20 protein-coding genes are annotated in these 16,272 nt (G+C 71.2%); 14 read left to right on the forward strand and 6 right to left on the reverse strand.

The genetic code is table 11. The features are described from left to right. Positions 1-50: 50 nt before the first annotated feature. The 3 genes from IG84_RS0119635 to IG84_RS0119645 are packed head-to-tail and all read left to right on the forward strand — an operon-like array spanning position 51 to position 3,415. A complete protein-coding gene (locus tag IG84_RS0119635; protein WP_031058796.1) occupies positions 51-1,652 on the forward strand; it encodes a purine-cytosine permease family protein in 1,602 nt (533 codons plus the stop codon). Beyond that, on the forward strand, positions 1,652-2,545 hold the full coding sequence (locus tag IG84_RS0119640; protein ID WP_051862028.1) for a polysaccharide deacetylase family protein: 894 nt from the start codon (positions 1,652-1,654) through the stop codon (positions 2,543-2,545). Before IG84_RS0119635 ends, IG84_RS0119640 begins: the two co-directional genes overlap by 1 nt. Positions 2,546-2,599: 54 nt before the next feature. Then, positions 2,600-3,415: an acyltransferase gene (locus IG84_RS0119645; protein WP_078649068.1), complete on the forward strand. Its 816-nt coding sequence runs from the start codon at positions 2,600-2,602 to the stop codon at positions 3,413-3,415. Here the strand turns inward: IG84_RS0119645 and IG84_RS0119650 are convergent. Continuing rightward, entirely contained in the window at positions 3,371-4,240 is an 870-nt protein-coding gene (locus IG84_RS0119650; RefSeq protein WP_031058805.1) for an EamA family transporter, read from the reverse strand. The two genes, IG84_RS0119645 and IG84_RS0119650, sit on opposite strands and share 45 nt — an antisense overlap. 129 nt (positions 4,241-4,369) lie before the next feature. Here IG84_RS0119650 and IG84_RS0119655 point away from each other — a divergent pair, with 129 nt between their 5' ends. Both IG84_RS0119655 and IG84_RS0119660 read left to right on the forward strand, forming a co-directional pair. Further along, positions 4,370-4,942: a helix-turn-helix domain-containing protein gene (locus IG84_RS0119655; RefSeq protein WP_031058807.1), complete on the forward strand. Its 573-nt coding sequence runs from the start codon at positions 4,370-4,372 to the stop codon at positions 4,940-4,942. Positions 4,943-5,118: 176 nt separating this feature from the next. Then, complete coding sequence (locus IG84_RS0119660) at positions 5,119-5,673, forward strand: YbaK/EbsC family protein (protein WP_031058809.1); 555 nt, start codon at positions 5,119-5,121, stop codon at positions 5,671-5,673. Positions 5,674-5,697: 24 nt separating this feature from the next. On the opposite strand, the gene IG84_RS0119665 is transcribed toward IG84_RS0119660, so the two are convergent. Both IG84_RS0119665 and IG84_RS0119670 read right to left on the reverse strand, forming a co-directional pair. Further along, the gene (locus IG84_RS0119665) at positions 5,698-6,918 is read right to left on the reverse strand and encodes a 4-hydroxybenzoate 3-monooxygenase (RefSeq protein ID WP_031058812.1); all 1,221 of its coding nucleotides are present in this window, start codon (positions 6,916-6,918) and stop codon (positions 5,698-5,700) included. A 67-nt stretch (positions 6,919-6,985) separates the two neighbouring features. Beyond that, positions 6,986-7,495 carry a GNAT family N-acetyltransferase gene (locus IG84_RS0119670; RefSeq protein WP_031058815.1) on the reverse strand — a complete coding sequence of 170 codons (510 nt, stop codon included), beginning with the start codon at positions 7,493-7,495 and terminating at the stop codon, positions 6,986-6,988. A 137-nt stretch (positions 7,496-7,632) separates the two neighbouring features. Between IG84_RS0119670 and IG84_RS0119675 the strand changes: the two genes are divergently transcribed. Then, a complete protein-coding gene (locus IG84_RS0119675) occupies positions 7,633-7,845 on the forward strand; it encodes a hypothetical protein (protein ID WP_030255863.1) in 213 nt (70 codons plus the stop codon). Positions 7,846-7,872: 27 nt separating this feature from the next. Beyond that, complete coding sequence (locus tag IG84_RS0119680; RefSeq protein WP_031058818.1) at positions 7,873-8,079, forward strand: hypothetical protein; 207 nt, start codon at positions 7,873-7,875, stop codon at positions 8,077-8,079. Between the two features lie 83 nt (positions 8,080-8,162). Here IG84_RS0119680 and IG84_RS0119685 read toward each other — a convergent pair whose 3' ends face one another. Beyond that, positions 8,163-8,576 (reverse strand): CoA-binding protein, encoded by a 414-nt coding sequence (locus IG84_RS0119685; protein ID WP_031058820.1) that lies wholly within the window; start codon positions 8,574-8,576, stop codon positions 8,163-8,165. 215 nt (positions 8,577-8,791) lie between these two features. Between IG84_RS0119685 and IG84_RS0119690 the strand changes: the two genes are divergently transcribed. The 6 genes from IG84_RS0119690 (at position 8,792) to IG84_RS0119715 (ending at position 13,535) form a co-directional block, all read left to right on the forward strand. Beyond that, the gene (locus IG84_RS0119690; protein WP_031058823.1) at positions 8,792-9,520 is read left to right on the forward strand and encodes a TetR/AcrR family transcriptional regulator; all 729 of its coding nucleotides are present in this window, start codon (positions 8,792-8,794) and stop codon (positions 9,518-9,520) included. A gap of 35 nt (positions 9,521-9,555) precedes the next feature. Beyond that, positions 9,556-10,857, forward strand: a complete 1,302-nt coding sequence (locus tag IG84_RS0119695) for a cytochrome P450 family protein (protein ID WP_031058825.1) — start codon at positions 9,556-9,558, stop codon at positions 10,855-10,857. A gap of 84 nt (positions 10,858-10,941) precedes the next feature. Further along, positions 10,942-11,568: a YigZ family protein gene (locus IG84_RS0119700; protein ID WP_030255881.1), complete on the forward strand. Its 627-nt coding sequence runs from the start codon at positions 10,942-10,944 to the stop codon at positions 11,566-11,568. Positions 11,569-11,664: 96 nt separating this feature from the next. Beyond that, positions 11,665-11,874: a hypothetical protein gene (locus IG84_RS38090; RefSeq protein WP_037800613.1), complete on the forward strand. Its 210-nt coding sequence runs from the start codon at positions 11,665-11,667 to the stop codon at positions 11,872-11,874. Between the two features lie 9 nt (positions 11,875-11,883). After that, positions 11,884-12,393 carry a DUF6328 family protein gene (locus IG84_RS0119710; protein WP_037800614.1) on the forward strand — a complete coding sequence of 170 codons (510 nt, stop codon included), beginning with the start codon at positions 11,884-11,886 and terminating at the stop codon, positions 12,391-12,393. A 365-nt stretch (positions 12,394-12,758) separates the two neighbouring features. Then, positions 12,759-13,535 (forward strand): VOC family protein, encoded by a 777-nt coding sequence (locus IG84_RS0119715; RefSeq protein ID WP_051862030.1) that lies wholly within the window; start codon positions 12,759-12,761, stop codon positions 13,533-13,535. Positions 13,536-13,563: 28 nt separating this feature from the next. On the opposite strand, the gene IG84_RS0119720 is transcribed toward IG84_RS0119715, so the two are convergent. Further along, entirely contained in the window at positions 13,564-15,045 is a 1,482-nt protein-coding gene (locus tag IG84_RS0119720) for an aminotransferase class I/II-fold pyridoxal phosphate-dependent enzyme (RefSeq protein ID WP_031058833.1), read from the reverse strand. Positions 15,046-15,174: 129 nt separating this feature from the next. Here IG84_RS0119720 and IG84_RS38095 point away from each other — a divergent pair, with 129 nt between their 5' ends. Beyond that, positions 15,175-15,687 (forward strand): hypothetical protein, encoded by a 513-nt coding sequence (locus IG84_RS38095; protein WP_037800616.1) that lies wholly within the window; start codon positions 15,175-15,177, stop codon positions 15,685-15,687. 9 nt (positions 15,688-15,696) lie between these two features. Here the strand turns inward: IG84_RS38095 and IG84_RS0119730 are convergent, their stop codons facing one another. Further along, positions 15,697-16,134 (reverse strand): Lrp/AsnC family transcriptional regulator, encoded by a 438-nt coding sequence (locus IG84_RS0119730; RefSeq protein WP_030255899.1) that lies wholly within the window; start codon positions 16,132-16,134, stop codon positions 15,697-15,699. Positions 16,135-16,272: the final 138 nt, after the last annotated feature.

Consider the following 16,272-nt stretch of genomic DNA (forward strand, 5'->3'; position numbering starts at 1 on the left):
AGTAACGCAACCACCGAGTAATGCACCCACCAAGCAATGGGGGTCATCCGATGGCACGTTCGCAAGAGCCGGGCTCGTCGGCACCGGTATCCGGCACGACCGTGATGAATGACGTGGAGGCCATGCTGCGGCCGGTGCCGGAGGAGGCTCGGACCGGGAGCGTGTCCGGGCAGTTCTGGATCTGGTGCGGGGCCAATATCGCCCCGATCAACTGGGTGCTGGGTGCGCTCGGCATCCACCTCGGCCTCGGCCTCGCCGACACCCTGACCGTGCTGGCCGTCGGCAACCTGATCGGCATGGCGCTCTTCGGGCTGTTCGTACTGCTGGGACAGCGCACGGGCGTGACCGGCATGGTGCTCGGCCGGGCCGCGTTCGGCCGGCGCGGCAACTACCTGCCGGCGGCCATACAGGCGCTGCTCGCTGTCGGCTGGTGCTCGGTCAACACCTGGATCATCCTCGATCTGGTGATGGCTCTGCTCGGCAAGCTGGGCGCGGTCGATCCGCACGCCGCCAACCACGGCTGGAAGGTGGGCGTGGCGGCGCTGCTCATGGCCATCCAGGTCGCCATTTCCTGGATCGGCTACCGCGCGATCTCCGCCTTCGAGCGCTGGACCGTACCGCCGACCATCCTCGTACTGGTCGTCATGTCCGTCGCCGCCTGGTTCTTCCTGCATATCGACTGGTCGTACGCCGGGCCGCCCGGCAGGATCCTCACCGGCGGAGACCGGTTCGCCGCGATGACCGGAGTGATGACGGCGATCGGCATCGGCTGGGGCATCACATGGTTCACGTACGCCGCCGACTACTCGCGCTTCGTCAGCCGGCGGATGCCGCGCCGCAAGCTCTATCTTGCCAGTACGCTCGGCCAGTTCATCCCCGTCGTCTGGCTCGGCACACTCGGCGCCACGCTCGCCACCAAGAACGGGCAGGCCGACCCCGGCGGGCTGATCGTCGACAACTTCGGCGCGCTGGCAGTGCCCGTACTGCTGCTCGTCCTGCACGGTCCGATCGCGACGAACATCCTCAACATCTACACCTTCACCGTCGCCGCGCAGGCGCTCGACATCAAGGTCCGCCGGCGCACGTTGAGTGCGGTGGTGGGTGTGTTGTCGATGGCGGCAGTGGTCTTCTTCGTCTACCAGGCCGACTTCGCGGCGATCCTGGACAGCTGGCTGGTCTGCCTCGTCGCCTGGGTCGCGGCCTGGGCGGGCATCATGCTCGTCCATTACCTGCGGATCGAGCGCGTACTGAGTGACCGGACTGACCGGAGCGATCGCGGGTCGGGCGAGGTGGTGATTGACCGGCTGTTCGATCCGGTGGGGAGTCGGCGGCTGCCGGATGTGAACGGTGCCGGGCTGGTGTCGTTCGGAGCCGGCGTGTTCGTCACCTGGCTCTTCATGTACGGGCTGATACCGGTCTTCCAGGGGCCGGTCGCGGTCGCGCTGGGCGGGGTGGACCTGTCCTGGCTGGCCGGCGGGCTGACGAGTGCGGTCTGTTACGCGGTGCTGGGGCCCCGGGCGGCGGCCCGGGCGAGGAGACTGACCCCTGCGAGCGCATCCAGTACGTCCACCACGTCCAGTACATCCAGTGTGTCCAGTGCTCCCAGCACCCCCAGTGCGCCCAGTGCTTCCCACCGAGGAGACGACCAGTGATGACCTTCCCTTGGCCCGATGGGTACCGTGCGGCCGCTTCGTTCACCTTCGATGTGGACGCCGAGTCGTGCGTGCTCGCCCACGATCCGTCGGCCGCCTCCCGCATGTCGCTGATGTCGCATCAGGCGTACGGGCCCCGGGTGGGCGTGCCACGGCTGCTGCGCGTGTTGCGTCGGCAGGGCGTGCGGGCCACGTTCTTCGTGCCGGGCTTCACCGCCGATACGTATCCCGACATGGTGCGGGCGATCGTCGACGACGGCCACGAGGTCGCCCACCACGGGTATCTGCATGAACAGACGCGGGGGATGGACGCCCGGACGGAAGCGCGGGCCATCGACCGGGGACTGGCGGCGCTGGAGCGGCTGGGCATCCGGCCGACGGGCTATCGCGCGCCGTGGTGGGAGATGAACTGGCACACGCCGCGGCTGCTGATCGAGCGCGGATTCCGGTACGACTCCAGCCTGCTGGACGACGATGTGCCGTACCGGCTGCGGGAGGAGCAGGGGAAGCCCGGCGCCACTCTGGTGGAGATTCCCGTGCACTGGGGGCTGGACGACTGGGAGCAGTACGCCTTCTATCCGGGGTGGACCGGGAGCGGGGTCATCGAGAGCCCGCGCAAGGCGTGCGGGATGTGGCGTGAGGAGGCGGCCGCGTACCACGCGGAGGGCGGCTGCTACGTGCTGACCAGCCATCCCTTTCTCTCCGGGCGGCCGGCTCGGTCTGCCGCGCTGGAGGGGCTGATCGAGGCTGTGCGGGGGATGGCCGGTATGTGGGTCACCACGCTCGCGGAGATCGCGGAACATACGGAGCGGGTGGTGAACGAGGTACGGACCGTCCGGCGGATCGACGCGCCGGAGCTGTCGGAGGACGGGGAGCGGCGGCTCGTGGGGTGAAGATCACAGGTCGGGGCGGGGTCCGTTGGTCTTACTGGTGAGTACGGTGAGCGGGTGCGTGCGAAGAAGAACGTGTTCTCATCTGTCGGGGCCTGGCGGCGCCGGGCCGCGTCGTGGGTCGTGCACCGGGGTACGCGTTGGGTCCAGGAGGCCGGCGCGGTGACGGCGGAGCGGCCCGGGCCGTACCGCTTCCGCCGTATCGGGGGCGGCACCCGGCTCGCCTATCCCCAGGGCACGGTCTTCGGTGAGCAGTGGATCGAGCTGGGCGAGTACTGCATCATCGGCGAGCAGGTCACGCTGACCGCCGGGATGATGCCGGGGCTCGATCTCGGCCCGCACTCGGTGCTGCGGCTGGGCAACGGCGTCGTACTCGGCCGGGGCAGCCATGTCGTCGCCTCGCAGACCGTCACCATCGGCGACGAGGTCTACTGCGGCCCGTACGTCTACATCACCAGCGACAACCATTCGTACGACGATCCGGCGCAGCCTGTGGGCAAGCAGTGGCCGCGGACCGCGCCCGTCGAGATCGGCCGTGGGTCCTGGCTGGGCGCGGGCGCGGTGATCCTGCCGGGCGCGCGGCTGGGCCGGAATGTCGTAGTCGCGGCGGGCGCGGTCGTGCGCGGCGAGGTGCCCGACCACGCCGTGGTCGCCGGGGCGCCCGCCAAGGTCGTCCGCACCTGGGACCCGGCGGCGGGCTGGCAGCCCCCGTTGCGTACGCCGCCGCCCGTACCGATCCCCGAAGGCGTCACCCATGACCAGCTCCTGGCGCTGGCCGAGTCGGAGGCGGGATCGACCGCCACGACCGTCTCCGCCGCCTCGGTCGGCTCACCCGCTGGAAGCCAGCAGAGCCGTCCCCGCGAGGGCCAGTGAGGCGCCTGCCGTCTGGATGGCGCGCAGCCGCTCCTTGAGTAGGCCCATCGCGGCGACCGCGGTGACGACGGGGTAGAGCGAGGCGAGTACCGCGGCGATGGTGACCGGGCCGCTCTGCGTGGCGATGGCGTACGTGCCGTTGGCCGCGACGTCGGCGATGCCGACGAACGCCAGTGCCGGGAGCGCTGCGCGGATGACGGCCAGGCCGCCTTCGGGCAGCGCGGGTGTGCCGCGCCGGGTCGCCACATACAGGGCGGCGCCGCCGACCGCGACGTTGCAGACTCGCTGCACGAACAGGGCGAGGAAGAGCCCGGTCACGTTCGTCGAAGCCTCGGAGATGAACGCCATCACCGCGCCGAAACCGAACGCCGCGATCAGCGTGAGGACGATGGCCTCGCGGGTGACCGCGCCGCCGCCGCGCTGCGGTCCGCCGGCCAGCACCACGCCGACGACGGCCACCGTCATGCCCGCTATCTGCACCGGGCCCGGCCGCTCGCCGCCGATGAAGCCCACGCCGAGCGGCACGAGGACGGTGCCGAGCGAGGCGAGCGGCGAGACCACGCCCATCGGGCCGAGCGCGAGCGCGCGGTAGAAGCAGAGCATGGCCGCCGGGCCGATGACGCCGGCCGCGACGGCGAACCAGAGCTGCGGCGCCGCCGCGTGCCAGGCGCCGGTGGCGACGACGATCGCGCCGAGCACCGCCGCGGCGATCACCTGCGAGACGACCACGACGGTCAGCGCCTGCATGCGTCGGGTGAGCAGTCCGCCGCCGAAGTCGGCGGCTCCCCACAGAAAACTGCTGGCCAAGGCGAATACCGCGGTCATGGTGTCAGTCCTCGCAAGTACAGTGTGATGAACGATGCAGTACAGGACAGCGTAGTTCAGGATGATGCACCGCGTCATCCAATATGTTTGACCCCTCGACCTTTCTAGCGGACTGGACTGGACGGAACGGTGACGGACCTCGATCAGCTCACGCAGTCGCTGGCGCGCAATCTCAAGCACTGGCGCACGGACAGGGGCTACACGCTCGATGCCCTGGCCGCCCGGGCGGGCGTGAGCCGCGGCATGATCATCCAGATCGAGCAGGCGCGGACGAACCCGAGTGTGGGGACGACCGTGAAGATCGCCGACGCCCTCGGCGTCAGCATCACCACGCTCCTGGAGTACGACCGGGGGCCGCAGGTGCGGATCGTCGCGCCCGGCGAGGCGGTACGGATGTGGTCCACCGAGGCCGGCAGTCACACGTCGCTGCTCGTCGGCACGGAGGCGCCCGGCCCGTTCGAGATGTGGGACTGGCGGCTGATGCCGGGTGAGCGCAGCGAGTCGGACCCGCATCCGGCGGGGACGACGGAGCTGATCCATGTACGCCGCGGGGAGCTGGTCCTCGTCGTGGACGGGGACGAGCATGCGATCCCGGCGGGTGCGTCGGCCACGTTCGAGGCGTCGGCCGCGCACGAGTACCGCAATGACGGCGAGGAGGTCATGGAGATGACGATGGCGGTGGTCGTTCCCTCCGGCCGCTGAGTCCGGGCGTTGGCTCCGGCCGTTGGGCCCGGCGGCGGGGCGCCCGGCCGTTGGGTCCGGAAAGTGAGACAGGAGTCGTGACAGGAGTCAGCCACGCTCATGATCCTGTTAGCTTGACGGTCATGCCGACATCAACGCCTTCCCCCACCCCCTCCTCTTCGTCCGCGCCCACCCCCATGGACGCCTTCGACGATGTCCGGCCCGCCGTCGAGTGCCTGGAGCTGCTGCCCGAGCCCGTCGCCGCCGCGATCCGCGACTGGCAGGGGCCGGTGGACGTCAAGCAGCTCCTGCACGTGGACACCGACCCGGCCATCGCCGACACCGCGCTGCTCGTCGAGCACTACGGCTCCTGGCTGCTCGAACAGTCGGCGAACTGCGTCGTGGTGGCGGGCAAGCGCGGCGACACCGTCACCCTCGCCGGCTGCCTGGTGCTCTCCACCACCCGCGTCGACGTCAACGGCGTCGTACGCCGCGAACTGGGCTCCCGCAAGGCGTCGTTCGCCCCGATGGACACCGCGGTCGGCCGCAGCGGCATGGAGTACGGCGGCATCACGCCCATCGGACTGCCCGCCGACTGGCCGCTCCTGGTGGACGCGGCCGTCGCCGAAGCGCCGTACCTCCTGATCGGCAGCGGCGCCCGGCGCGGCAAGCTCATCGTCCCGGGCGAGGCGCTCGCGACCCTGCCGGGGGCCCGGGTGCTGGAGGGGCTGGGGCGTCCGGTCGGGGCCTAGAGCCCGTATCCAGGACGCGGGCTCTCAGAGTGCCGCGATGTCGGTGGCCGAGCCGAGATACGTCTCGCCGAAGGCCGCCGCCGCGGCGTCCGACGCGAGGAGCTGACGCAGCCGGGCCGCCGCCGTGCCCGCGCGGAAACGGTCGCCGGACGAAGCCCCGTGCATCACCTCGGACAGCCACTGGGAGAACTCCTGGTACTGCCAGACCTTCGCCAGGCAGGCGTCCGAGTAGCGGGCGAGCGGCTGTTCGTCACCGGCCGTGCAGGCCGCGATGAGTGCCTGGGCGAGCAGCAGCGCGTCGTGGATGGCCAGGTTCATGCCCTTGGCCGCGATCGGCGCGACCAGGTGGGCCGATTCGCCGGCGAGGTACACACGGCCGTACCCCATCGGCTCGACCACGTAGTTGTGCATGTCCAGGACCGTCTTCTCGATGATCCGGCCCTCGGTGAGCGGCTGCGCGCCGGTCGCGGCGAGGCGGGTGCGCAGCTCGCTCCAGATCCGTTCGTGCGGCCAGTTGGCGGGGTCGTCGCCCGGCGGGCACTCCAGGTAGTACCGGGTGACCTCGGGCGTGCGCGCCATGTGGGCGCTGAAGCCGCGCTCGTGGAGGCCGAAGACGACGCCCTCGGCGGACGGCGGGGCTTCGGCGAGCAGCGCGAGCCAGCCGATGCCGTAGTCCAGGCGGGAGATGCGGAGTTGGTCGGCGGGTAGCGCGGCGCGCGCCACGCTCCGCGCGCCGTCGCAGCCGGCTATGTACGCGCAGTCGATGCGGTGCCGTTCGCCCGTCTCCGGATCGGTGTACGAGACGGAGGGCCGGTCGGTGTCGATGCCGGCCGGCCGGACGTCCCGTACGCCGAAGCGGATGTCGCCGCGCGCCGCGTCCGCGTAGGCGGCGACCAGGTCCGTCACCAACAGCGGCTGCGGGTAGACGAAATGGCTCTGCCCGGAGAACTTGCCCGGCTCCACCACATGCCGCTCGCCGTCCCACCGGAACTCGAACGTCCGCTGCCGCTCGGCCCGTTCCAGCAGTCCGCCGGCCAGCCCGTGCCGGTCCAGCGCGCCGACCACCCACTCCTCGATGAAGCCGGCCCGCGGCCGCTGCTCGATGAACTCCCGGCTCTCCGCCTCCAGTACGACGCAGCCGACGCCGGCGGCACGCAGGACGTTCGCGAGTGTCAGCCCGGCGGGGCCGGCGCCGATGATGACGACGGACGTACGGTGCGCCTTGCCGGCGGGGGAGTCGGCCACGGTGGTGGTTTCCTTCAAGTGGGACCGGAACGGGAACTGGGTGGCAGTGTATGGCCGAAGTGGCTGGTCAGGGACGGCGCGTGGCGGCGTGGGCGCGGACGTCGAGGGACAGGGGCGTGGAGTGCTCCGCGAAGCCGAGGCTGCGGTACAGGGCCTCCGCCTCGTCGGTGGCGTGCAAGTCGACGCGGGACACGCCCTGTTCGGCCAGCCAGGTCAGCAGCGTTTCGGTCGTCGCACGGGCGTACCCGCGGCCGCGGTACTCCGGGTCCGTGCACACGTTGAAGATGAAGGCGAAGCGGCCCGTGGGGTGCTGCGGTGCCGGGAGCCGCTGCTCGACCGTTCCCACCGCGCAGGCGGCCAGCCGGGGAGCGGTGCCTCCGTCCGCCGCGCCGTCCGCGTCCACGACGAAGGCGCCCAGTACGGGGTCGGGGCCCGAGAGCTGCCGGCGTGCGATCTCCGCGGCGTCCTTTTCCCAGCTGCCGGGCTCGTCGGAGCCGTGCATCGACGCGAACATCAGCCGACGCAGCCGTACCAGTTCCTCGGCGTCCTCGGGGCCTGCCTGTCGTATCTCGATCATGACGGGACGCTAGCGCACGTGCGCGTGCGTGTGAGCGCGCGCGTGAGTCATGAGCGCAGTGCATTGACCATTAGCGGCTTTTTGGTGGTTTTGGGACGCTGGGAGAGGAGAACCGGTCCAGTGGAGGTGTGAAAGCCATGCCCGAACCAGGGAGCAAGAAGTTCGACAGGCGACGGGCGCAGCTCCGTCGGGAAGCCGAGGACCAGGGAATCCCGGACAAGCACGCCAACGAGGACGCGAAGGGGCGGCTCGAGGACGATCCGCAGTGGCAGACCCACGGCCCCCGGACGGAGCGTGGGCTCGGCCCGAAGGGGCAGCGCAACGAGCGCGACGACCAGCGGAAGTCCTGAGCCGGCGGAACTCCTGAGGAGGACGTGGTGAGCAAGAGCAAGAACCCGCAGTCGAACGAGCTGCGCCGCAGTGGCAAGAGCGCCGCCGTTCAGGACGCGGCCGAGGCCAAGGCGGGCTCCGACCGGAAGGTGGGCCCCGGCGGCGCCGAGCACGCGCACGGTACCGACAAGGGCCGCAAGGGCGGTGGCCCGGGCGGCGGCGTACCGGCCGACCAGAGCCCCGACCACCCGTAAGTCCATCGACGGTCTGTAGTTGGACCGTCGACCACCCGTAGCCACCGTCAGCGCCCCGGCACAGGTCGGGGCGCTGACGGCTGTCAGCCCAGCCGGGGAATCTCGATCGCCGGGCAGCGGTCCATGACCATGTCGAGTCCGGCGGCACGGGTGCGCTCGTAGGCCGCCTCGTCGATGACACCGAGCTGGAACCAGACCGCCTTGGCGCCGATGGCGACGGCCTCGTCGGCTACCTGCCCCGCAAGGCTGCTGTTCACGAAGGTGTCGACGACGTCGATCCGGAAGGGGATGGCGTCGAGGGAGGGGTAACCCTGTTCCCCGTGCACCGTCTCTGCCTTCGGATGCACGGGGACGATCCGTTTTCCGAATCGCTGCAGTACGTCCGCGACGCCGTACGCGGCCCGCCGCTGATTCGAGGACAGGCCGACGACGGCCCAGGTGTCCCCGAGCTCCGTCAGGATCCTGCGGATGGTCGCCGAGTCGTCATCGCCGTACATGGGTGCCTCCTAGCGGTTGTCGTGCGCAATGTACCCGGTGCTGGCCAAGGCTCGGCGGCTCGTAGGGCGGCCGGCCGCCGGTTCGGCGCTCCTGGCCGGAAAGCGTCTTACGGCAGGCTTCCAGCCGCTCTACGTTGACCTCATGACCAGATTTCGAAATTGGTCACGAGGTCAGAACAGTCGATCGGTAGGCGGCACGGGGGGGCGACGGGCACGTGGAGCGTGGCGAGCGGATTCTGGAGGCGGCGGGGGAGCTGCTGGTCGCATGGGGGTACCGGCGCGTCACCATCGACGAGATCGCCCGCCGTGCCCAGGTCGGCAAGGGCACGGTCTATCTGCACTGGAAGACCAAGGACGCGCTCTTCCTGGCCGTCGTCCTGCAGGCCAAGCTCCGCAGCCACCGTGCCCAGACGGCCCGTATGCGCGTCGACCCGCTGGAGGTCCTGCCGAGCCGGATGATGAGCGGGGTGTACCGGGACTTCCTGGCGGACCCTGTACTGCGCGCCGTCTACAGCGCCGACACCGACGTCCTCGGCCGGTTCAACGACATCGCCAAGAAGGAGCTCGCCGAACTCGCGGCGTACGGAGATCAGGTGGTGCGCCGCCAGCTCGAAGTGCTGCGCGAACACGGGCTCGTACGGGCGGACATGGACGTCGTGCAGCAGCAGTACGCGCTGCTGGCGACGGCCTCCGGCTTCTTCCTGACCGAAGCGCTGCTCCACGACCGTGCCCCGCACGCCGCGGAGGAACGGGCCCACATCCTCGCCCACACCCTGCGGGGCGCGCTGGAGACCTCAGCCGATCCCCGCTCCGGTACCGGTACCGAACCCGCCGCCGCCCGAACCCGCGCGGCCGCGGAAGCCGCCGCTTCGGAGATCATCCCGCTCTACGAGCGCCTTGAAGAGCTCAGCGAGCAGGAAATGCGGCGGCAATTGCGTCATTGACGTGACCGACCCCCCACGACCTGGAGGAACGCCCGATGACCGAAGCACCCGCCACCCCGTCCTCCCCAATGACCGCCCACGTCGGCAAGCACCCCGGCGAGCCGAACGTCGCCGACCCGGCGCTGATCGCCGACCCGTTCGGCGGCTACGGCGCGCTGCGGGAGAAGGGGGCCGTCGTCCGCGGCCGGTTCGTGGACGACTCGCCCGTGTGGTTCGTGACCCGTTTCGACGAGGTACGTGAAGTCCTGCGGGACCCGCGGTTCGTGAACGACCCGGCGGTGGTGTCGGCGGACGGTACCCGCGAGAACCCGCTGACCCGGCTGCTGGACATGCTCGGCATGCCCGAGCACCTCCACGTCTACATGCGCGGCTCCATCCTGAACAACGACGCCCCCGACCACACCCGGCTCCGCCGCCTGGTGTCGCGGGCCTTCACGGCGCGCAAGATCATGGATCTGCGGCCGCGGGTCGAGGAGATAGCCGACGACCTGCTGGACCGCCTCCCCGAGCACGCCGAGGACGGCGTCGTCGACCTCCTCGAGCACTTCGCGTACCCGCTGCCGATCACCGTCATCTGCGAACTGGTCGGCATCGCGGAGGAGGACCGCCCGCAGTGGCGAGCCTGGGGCGCCGAGCTCATCACGATGGACCCGGAGCGGGTGAGGAGGGTGTTCCCCGCCATGATCGAGCACATACACGCGCTGGTCAGCGAGCGGCGCGGCGCGCTCACCGACGACCTCATCAGCGAGCTGATCCGGGCCCATGACGACGACGGCGGCCGGCTCAGCGACGTCGAGATGGTCACCATGATCCTCACCCTGGTCCTGGCCGGGCACGAGACCACGGCGCACCTCATCACCAACGGCACGGCCGCGCTGCTCACCCACCCCGACCAGCTCGATCTGCTCCGGTCGGACCCGGCGCTGCTCCCGCCCGCCGTCCACGAGCTGATGCGCTGGTGCGGGCCGGTGCACATGACCCAGCTCCGGTACGCCGCGGAGGACGCCGACATCGCCGGTACCCGCATCCGCAAGGGCGAAGCCGTACAGCTCCTCCTGGTCGCGGCCAACCGCGATCCCCGCCACTACGCCGACCCCGACCGGCTCGACCTGACCCGGCACCCGGCCGGGCGCGCCGAGGACCACGTCGGCTTCGGCCACGGCATGCACTACTGCCTCGGCGCCTCGCTCGCCCGCCAGGAGGGCGAGGTGGCCTTCGGCCGACTGTTCGCCCGGTATCCCCGTCTGTCCCTCGCCGTTGACCCGGCCGACCTGCAGCGGGCGCCGGTACCGGGGAGTTGGCGGCTGACCGCCCTGCCGGTGCGCCTGCAGGACTGACCGCCCTGGCGGTGCGCCTGTAGAGGGGCTCGTGCCGCCGGTCCGCCTGCGGGGGGACCGGTGCGCGCCCATTAGGGTGGCGTGATGCAGGAGCAGTACGTCACCCTCGCCGCCGAAGGCGTCCACGAGATCGAGATCAACAAGTCTCGCTTCATCTGCGCGCTCGCGCCGGTGGCGACCGAGGCCGAGGCGCAGGAGTTCATCGCGCGTATCCGCAAGGAGCACCCGACCGCCCGGCACAACTGCTTCGCGTACGTCATCGGCGCCGACGGCGGCGTCCAGAAGGCGAGCGACGACGGTGAGCCGGGCGGCACGGCGGGCGTCCCCATGCTCCAGATGCTCGTGCGGCGCGAGATGCGGTACGTCGTCGCCGTCGTCACCCGCTATTTCGGCGGCATCAAGCTCGGCGCGGGCGGGCTGATCAGGGCGTACGGCGGGGTGGTCGGGGAGGCCCTGGACGCGCTGGGCACCGTCACCCGCCGTCGATTCCGGCTGGTCACGGTCACCGTCGACCACCAGCGGGCCGGCAAGGTCGAGAACGACCTGCGGGCCACCGGGCGCGACGTCCGGGACGTCCGTTACGCCGAGGCCGTCACGATCGAGATCGGCCTCCCCGAGAGCGAGCTGCCCGCCTTCCGCGCCTGGCTCGCCGACGCCACCGCCGGCACGGCCACGCTGGAGCTGGGCGGCGAGGCGTACGGCGAGGGATAGGCGGCCGACCGAACCGGGGAGCGGTGCCCGGACTGATTGAGCCCTTCGGTGCGGGGTAACCGGTCACGGCACACCATTTATGCGTGAGGAGGTGCGATGACCAGCACCGCTGCACCGAAAACCGGCTACGGGCCCGCGCCCGGCGACGCTCCCCGCGACCCGGAACCCGTACCGCGCGACCCCGAACCGCCCGAGCAGACCCCCGACGAACCGGCGCCCACCCCCGGACCGGCCGCGCCCGACGCGCCTCCGGAGGAGCGGCCGGAGACCCCGCCCGGCGCCCCTGCGCCGGAGCCGCCCGACTGAGCCCGACCGATGACCGAGGACGGCGGGCCGGACGGCCTGGCCAGAGGCCGGCACGAGACCCCTGAGGAGCGGGCGGACCGGCGATGGGCGGAGCTGCTCCAGGAACTGCGCGTCGCGCAGACCGGCGTACAGATCCTCTTCGGCTTCCTGCTCACCGTCGTCTTCCAGCCCGGCTTCGCGCGTCTGGACGACGTCGGCCGGGACATCTACGTCGTCACGGTCGTGCTCGGCGCCGCGACGACCGGTTCCCTCATCGGCCCGGTGTCACTGCACCGGCTGGTGACGGGGCACCGCCTCAAGCCGCAGACCGTGACCTGGGCCTCCCGCCTCACCGTGCTCGGACTGGTGCTGCTGCTGTGCACGATGGTGTCCGCCATGCTGCTCATCCTGCGTGTCGCGCTGCACGGCAGCACCGCTGCGGTCTGGCTGGTGGGCGGCATGTTGGCATGGTTCGTGCTGTGCTGGTTCGTACTGCCGGTGTGCGCACGGTGCAGCGCCCGGCGCGATGGCGACCGCTGAGTGCAGTCCCGCGCGGCTACAGGAGTACCGGCGTAAGGTCCGGGTCCTCGAAGCTGGTCTTCTCGCCGGGGCGCCGCCGCCCCCAGGCCAGGCGGCGCCCGGACACCGCCTGGCCTGCCGCTTTCCGCTCGCAGGCGTAGCCTCGGGAGTGCCGGTGCGCTGAGCGCCCGAGCACGGGACCGGTCCCGCGGTCCATACGTCCGGCGGTTTCGGACGGGAGGCACCGGGGTGTCGTCCACGCGTGTTCCCGGCCCACGGATGACACTGTGGGGCGAACGGATCAGGCCGGGCCCGGACCCCGTGCGCCGCGGAGCGGGAGGCCGGTGCGGGGCAGCCCGGCCGGAGCGAAAGGAGTGACGTCCAGCATGGCGTCGACCGAACCTGTGCCAGGAGTTCCGTGCTGGGTCAGCCTGAGCGCGCGTGACCTGAGGGGGGCCGAGGAGTTCTACGGCGCGGTACTGGGCTGGACCTTCCGGCCCGGGGCGCTGGGCGAGGAGTTCTCCGTCGCCTTCGTGGACGGCAATCCGGTCGCGGGCCTGGGCGAGCTCGCGGGCGCCCTGCATGTCGCCGTCGCCTGGACCCCTTATTTCGCCGTCGCGAACGCGAACGACTGCGCCTCCCGGATCAGGGAGCGCGGCGGCACGGTCGCCGTCGGCCCCCGGTCCTTCGGGCCCGGCCGCGCCGCGATCTCCGCCGACCGGGACGGTGCCACCTTCGGGATCTGGGAGGGGCGCGTCCCCACCGGCTGGTCCGTCGGCCAGGGCAGCGCGCCGGCCTGGCTGGAGCTGCGCACCCGTGACGCGTTCGACGCCGCCATCTTCTATGCCGAGGTCCTGCAGTGGGCGGCCGAGGAGGGCAAGGGCTGCGACGTGGCGTACGAGCAGGAGCGGGTGATCGTGCGCGAAAGCGATCACACGGTGGCCGAGCTGCGCGGGGGAGCGATCGAGTCGGCGCCCGATCCGCACGTCCGGCCCCGCTGGCACGTGCACTTCTGCGTACCGGATGTGAAGGCGGCCGCCGAGGCCGCGGTCGCGACCGGGGGCGCGGTCGTCTCCCCGCCGGTGGAGACCGAGGGCGGCGGCCACCGCTCCACCCTCCGTGACCCTGAAGGCGGCCTCTTCACGGTCACGGAAGGCATCTGAGGCACGCGCGGGACGCGCCTCCGCGCGTCTACGGGTGCGTCGCCTCCAGCAGGACCCGGACCGTGCCGAGCGTGGTGTCCCTGGCGTCCGGCAGGTTCATGCCCGCCTCGATGCCGGTCCGCAGATAGCGCAGTACGGGCTCGGTGAGCCGTTCGCCGGGCAGTGCCGCGGGGATGCCCGGCGGGTACGGCGTCAGCATCTCCGCCGCGATCCGTCCGGCCGCCCTGGCCACCGGCACATCTTCCGTCGCCCCGAAGAACCCGTCCCGCGGCAGGCACGCCTGCTCCAGCCGCAGCGTGGCCGGCGGCGGGATCTCGATCTCCGGCGCCGGGCGCAGCTCCGGCGCCGCCCGGCTGAGGTCCTGCAGCGCGGCGAGCAGCCGGTCGGCGGTGGCGCGGTCGTCGGCGTGCGTGAGCTGCGTGCTGATCCGGCGGTGGTCGGAGAGGTGGGCGTCGATGCCGCGGTGCGCGCGCAGCCAGTCGGCGCACCAGTACCCCGTCGTGCCCAGCGCACTGACGTCGATCACCACGGGCAGCGGATCGAAGTCGTGCCCGAGCCCGGGGCCGCAGAAGTCGGCGCGGTCGTTGACGTGCAGCCCGTCGATCTTCTCGATCCCGGTCCGCACCTCGGCGGCCAGCTCCAGCGCGTGGCCGAGCAGCTCCTCGCCGTGCTGCATCATCTGCCGCCGCCAGCCGTCCATGCCCGCGTACAGCAGTACCGAGGGACTGGTCGTGCCGAGCAGGTCGGCGCGGGACTTCAGCAGCGCCGGGTCGATCAGGTCGCCGCCCAGATGGAACACCGACCCCTGCTCCAGACCGCTGCCCATCTTGTGGATGCTGGTCACGCAGACGTCGGCGCCCGCGTCCATCGCCCAGGAGGGCAGATCGGGGTGGAAGGGCAGGTGCGCGCCCCACGCCTCGTCGACGATCAGCGGCCGGCCGCGGCGGTGGCAGACCTCGGCGATGGCCGCGATGTCGGCGCAGCTCCCGTACGGCGTGGGGCTGGTGACCAGTGCGCCGCGGGCGTCCGGGCAGGCGTCGAAGGCGGCTTCGTACGCCTCGGCCGAGGGTGCGTGCGCGAGGTGCCGGTCGGCGTCCCACTGCGGTTCCACCCAGACCGGGTTGACGCCCGAGAGGATGAGACCGGACACCACGGACTTGTGCGCGTCCCGGCCGATCAGCAGCTTCTCGTGCGGCCCCGCGACGGCCAGCATCGCCGCCTTGACGGACAGCGAACTGCCGCAGGTCGAGAAGAAGGTGTGCGAGGCGTGCACGGCGTCGGCCATCAGGTTCTCGGCGCGCTCCAGCACCCGGCCCGAGGTCCGCCGGTCGTCCAGACCCCCACTGGCCAGCACGTCGCCCTGGAAGACGGCATCGCCCAGCACCTCGCGGACCCGGGGATCGGCACCGCGGGCCTGCTTGTGTCCGGGCGGCGTGAAGGAGAGCCGCCCGAGCTCGCGGTAGTCGGCGAGCGCTTCGAGAACCGGGGCCTGCGTGTGATCCTTTGCCATGTACCCACGGCTTCCCGCGGTCGGCTGACGTCAATCCGGGCATATGCCATGAGTGGCGACGAGCAGCGCTTCCTCGAACGTGGCCTAAGCAGAAGCCCGGCGGACGGCGGAGCGACGCATACTGGCGGCATGGGCAGCCAGTCGTCGGACACAACAGCCACTGGTCGGGGTGACGCGTACGCACGCGAAGACCCGGCCGGACAACAGAGCCGCAGCGCGGACGAGCGCGACCGCCGTGCCGATCAACGCGACCGCGTCGCGGACGAGCGCGAACGCCTGGCGGATGAACGGGAGCGCCTCGCGGACAAGCGGGAGCGCGCCCTGGACGAGCGGGAGCTACGCCTCAGCGAGCTCCAGAACCGGCTGGACCACCGCGCACAGCAGATGGGAATGATGACGGCCGGCAGTCGGCAGCGGTCGTACGAGGCGGTCGAGCGGTCCCGCGCCCTGCTGGACGCGACCGCCGCCGGCCTCGAGCGGAGCCACGCGGCACTGCGCCGCGCGGACGCCAGTGACGACCGTGACCAGAAAACCGTCGACCGCGAGCTCAGGGCCTCGGAGCGGCAGGCGGCACCGGGCAAGGGCGATCGATCACGGGAGGCGGACATCAACGACGAGGCGGACGCGGCGGACGAGGCGTGACTCGGGCTTTCAGGTCCGGCTCCACGACCCCAGGACCATCAGCGTCTTCGTGCCCGTGACCCGGCCCGCGCTGCGCAGGCCGTCGATGACCTGCTGCAGATGGGCGATGTCGCGTACCCGTACCTGGATGAGGGCGTCCGGGTCGCCCGCGATGGTGAACACGGCCTGTACTTCGGGGACGTTGTAGGCCGAGCGCACGATCTCGTTGACCCGCGTCGTGCCGGCGTACCGCAGCTCCACGAAGGCTTCGATGCCCCAGCCGAGCTTGCTCTGGTCGATCTGCGCGGCGAAGCCGGTGATCACCCCGATGTCCTTGAGCCGGTCCACGCGCCGCTTGACCGCGGCGACCGAAAGCCCCACCTCGGCGGACATCTCGGAGAAGGTCCGGCGGCCGTCCTCGCGCAGCAGCCGCAGCAGGCGGTGATCGATGTCGTCGACCTCAGTCATGCAAAGGAATGTATGTCGGAGCCTGTCATTCGTAAATAGTTTGCGGCTTGGCGGCGAGTTTCCTTTCGAGTCTTGTGCGTTCCGCTTCCTGTTGCTGTGCTGTGGGCCGTTCGTCACCACCTCATTTCCACTCCCTTT

Origin of the sequence: Streptomyces ochraceiscleroticus, from assembly GCF_000720485.1 — a bacterium.
GTDB lineage: Bacteria > Actinomycetota > Actinomycetes > Streptomycetales > Streptomycetaceae > Streptomyces > Streptomyces ochraceiscleroticus.